The following is a 3,475-nucleotide window of genomic DNA, read 5'->3' on the forward strand; positions in this document are numbered from 1 at the left end:
GCTGCGTGACGCGGGCCTGGTGAACTCTGATGAGCCAGCCAAACGTCTGCTGTGTCAGGGTATGGTTCTGGCCGATGCGTTCTATTACACCGGCGCGAACGGCGAGCGTAACTGGGTTTCTCCGGTTGATGTTAGCGTTGAGCGCGATGAAAAAGGTCGTATTGTTAAGGCTGTCGACAACGCAGGCCGCGAAGTGATTTATGCCGGCATGAGCAAGATGTCCAAGTCGAAAAACAACGGCATCGATCCACAGTTGATGGTTGAACGTTACGGTGCCGATACCGTGCGTCTGTTCATGATGTTTGCTTCACCAGCAGAAATGACGCTGGAATGGCAGGAATCGGGTGTAGAAGGTGCGAACCGCTTCCTGAAGCGCGTGTGGAAACTGGCCTACGAACACGTGGCGAAAGGTGCCACCGTGGCGCTGGACCTCAATGCACTGAACGACGATCAGAAAGCGCTGCGTCGCGATCTGCACAAAACCATCGCCAAGGTGGCCGATGACGTGGGTCGTCGCCAGACGTTCAACACCGCTATCGCTGCCATCATGGAGTTGATGAACAAGCTGACTCGTGCCCCGCAGGAGAGCGATCAAGATCGCGCACTGATGCAGGAAGCGCTGGTGGCGGTTGTTCGTCTGCTCTATCCGTTCACGCCGCACGCCAGCTATGTTCTGTGGCAGGCGCTGGGCGGAGAAGGTAGTGTCGATGAAGCCAGCTGGCCGGTTGCGGATGAATCCGCGATGGTGGAAGATTCATTGCTGGTCGTTGTACAGGTGAATGGCAAAGTGCGCGGCAAGATTACCGTTGCGCCGGATGCTACGCAGGAGCAGGTTCAGGCGCGTGCTGCGCAGGAGCACATTGTGGCGAAATATCTGGAAGGCGTCACACTTCGTAAAGTGATTTATGTCCCTGGCAAACTGCTTAACCTGGTCGTAGGTTAAGTTCAGGAGGAACTGTGCGACAACTGATTATCAGGCTGTTTGTCCTGCTTGCGGTGATGATCACCGCAGGCTGTGGTTTTCACCCGCGCGGCACCACCATGGTGCCAACCGAGATGAAAACGCTGATCGTCCAGAGTGGCGACCCGTATGGCCCACTGGCGCGCACCGTGCGCCAGCAGCTGCGCATCAATGATGTCACTATTGTTGATGACAGCAAAAAGGCCAGTGCCAAATATCCCACTCTGCGCTTAGGTGCAGAGATGCAGGGACGTGATACTGCATCGGTGTTTATCAGCGGTACCACTGCTGAGTATTCACTGGTGATGACAGTGACCGCGCAGGTTCTGATTCCGGGCAAAGGCATCTATCCGATCAGCACTACCGTGTACCGTTCTTTCTTCGACAACCCGAATGCCGCACTGGCGAAGGATGCCGAGCAGGACATGATCGTGCAGGAGATGCGCCAGCGTGCTTCCGAGCAATTGGTGCGTAAACTGTTAACGGTTCATGCCGCGCAGGAAAGCAACAAAGACACGTTGCCAAAGCCGGAGATCATCGCACCAGGTGAGAATTCACCAGAAGTGCCCTCTTCGTCAGCAACCAGTCTGCAATGATCAGGATTTATCCTGAACAACTGAGCGCGCAGCTTCGTGAGGGGCTGCGCGCCTGTTATTTTCTGACCGGCAATGAACCGCTGCTGATTCAGGAAAGTGCCGATGCCATTCGCGCGGCCTCCTCTTCTCAAGGCTTTGAAGAACACTTCAGTGTCACTCTTGATGCGCAAACCGACTGGGATGCGATCTTTGCCAGCTGTCAGGCACTCAGCCTGTTCACTCAACGCCAGACCTTAACGCTGCAACTGCCAGAAAACGGTGCCAATGCAGCGATGGCCGAGCAACTGGTTAAACTCGCCAGCCTGCTGCACAGCGATATCCTGCTGGTGCTGCGCATGGCAAAACTGACCAAAGCGCAGGAAAACAGCGCCTGGTTTAAAGCGCTGAGCACCCATGCCGTGCTGGTTCCCTGCCAGACGCCCGAACAAGCGCAGCTGCCGCGCTGGGTCGCGAGCCGCGCCAAAGCCATGAAGTTAAGTGTTGATGATCAGGCTATTCAACTGCTGTGCTACTGCTATGAAGGCAACCTGCTGGCGCTGGCGCAGGCGCTGGAACGCCTGTCACTGCTGTGGCCGGATGGCAAGCTCACCCTGCCCCGGGTAGAGGACGCGGTGAATGACGCTGCGCACTTTACCCCTTTCCACTGGGTTGATGCCCTGCTGGCGGGCAAAAGTAAGCGCGCCCTGCATATCCTGCATCAGCTGGAAAAAGAGGATGCTGAAGCGGTGATTTTACTGCGTTCTCTGCAACGTGATTTACTGACGCTGCTGCATTTGCAGCGCAATCAGGGTAAACAGGGTCTGCGAGCGCTGATGGATCAACAACGCATCTGGCAGAACCGTCGCGCGCTGTTTACCGATGCGCTGCAACGCCTTGATGCACGTCGTCTGCAACGCGCCGTGCATTTGCTCGCCGAACTGGAGCTGACCATGAAGCAGGATTACGGTCAAAACCTCTGGCCGCAGCTTGAAACGTTGTCGCTGCTGCTGTGTCACCGCGATTTTCCCCTAAGCTTTACGGATGTCTAAACTTTACGCGCTGTTTGGCGGCACCTTCGATCCTATCCACTTTGGCCATCTGCGCCCGGTGGAAGCGCTGGCGCAACAGGTAGGGCTGAAAAAGGTCACGCTACTCCCCAACAACGTGCCACCGCATCGGCCACAGCCTGAAGCCAGTGCCCGACAGCGCGTGGAAATGCTGCGCTGCGCGATTGCGACCCGACCCCTGTTTGATATTGATACGCGCGAGCTGGAACGGGATACGCCATCATGGACGGTCGCAACCCTTGAAGCACTCCGTGCGGAACGCGGTGCAGAACAGCCCCTCGGGTTTATCATCGGACAAGATTCTCTGCTAACGTTAGCCAAATGGCATCGCTGGCAGGATCTCCTCTCTCTGTGCCATCTGTTGGTATGCCAGCGACCGGGCTATGCAACGCAGATGGAAACGCCTGAGATGCAGCAGTGGCTGGATGCGCATCGTGCACAGCGCGCAGAACAGTTGCATCAAGCACCGGCAGGCCATATCTGGCTGGCTGAAACGCCGCTGTTTGACATCTCCGCCACGGAAATACGCCAGCGTCGTCACCTGGGGCAATCCTGCACCGATCTGCTGCCCGATGCGGTTATCGACTACATCGATCGCGCTGGCTTATATCGCGGTTGATCGTTGCGTGCTATACTGCGCCGCTTCATTTTAGGCTATGTTTTCCGGGCATTCAGCCTTCTCGTAATCACCTGTTTTTAAGGGGAACCTTTTGCAAGGTAAAGCACTCCAAGATTTCGTTATTGATAAGATTGACGATATTAAAGGCCAGGACATCATTGCTGTTGATGTGCAGGGCAAATCGAGCATCACCGATTGCATGATCATCTGCACCGGCACGTCGACGCGTCACGTCGTTTCGATCGCCGATGAC

5 protein-coding genes are annotated in these 3,475 nt (G+C 56.1%); all 5 read left to right on the forward strand.

Annotated elements, in window-relative coordinates; all coding sequences use genetic code 11:
• On the forward strand, positions 1-943 hold a 943-nt coding region (locus FT726_RS26440; protein ID WP_346303764.1), incomplete at its 5' end, for a class I tRNA ligase family protein.
• Positions 944-957: 14 nt separating this feature from the next.
• Complete coding sequence (gene lptE / locus FT726_RS26445) at positions 958-1,557, forward strand: LPS assembly lipoprotein LptE (protein ID WP_200573146.1); 600 nt, start codon at positions 958-960, stop codon at positions 1,555-1,557.
• Positions 1,554-2,585, forward strand: a complete 1,032-nt coding sequence (gene holA, locus FT726_RS26450; RefSeq protein WP_346303765.1) for a DNA polymerase III subunit delta — start codon at positions 1,554-1,556, stop codon at positions 2,583-2,585. Before lptE ends, holA begins: the two co-directional genes overlap by 4 nt.
• Positions 2,578-3,222, forward strand: coding sequence for a nicotinate-nucleotide adenylyltransferase (nadD, locus tag FT726_RS26455; protein ID WP_346303766.1), 645 nt, complete (start codon positions 2,578-2,580; stop codon positions 3,220-3,222). The genes holA and nadD overlap by 8 nt, the downstream gene beginning before the upstream one ends.
• A 91-nt stretch (positions 3,223-3,313) precedes the next feature.
• Positions 3,314-3,475, forward strand: a 162-nt coding sequence (locus tag FT726_RS26460) for an RsfS/YbeB/iojap family protein (RefSeq protein WP_346303767.1), incomplete at its 3' end; no start/stop codon positions are given.

The organism is Pantoea sp. Morm, assembly GCF_016643525.1.
Classification (GTDB): domain Bacteria; phylum Pseudomonadota; class Gammaproteobacteria; order Enterobacterales; family Enterobacteriaceae; genus Pantoea; species Pantoea dispersa.

Bases quoted from the DNA above. Each gene is read 5' to 3' on its own strand.
- holA (WP_346303765.1), top strand. From the start codon at position 1,554: ATGATCAGGATTTATCCTGAACAACTGAGCGCGCAGCTTCGTGAGGGG.
- nadD (WP_346303766.1), top strand. From the start codon at position 2,578: ATGTCTAAACTTTACGCGCTGTTTGGCGGCACCTTCGATCCTATCCAC.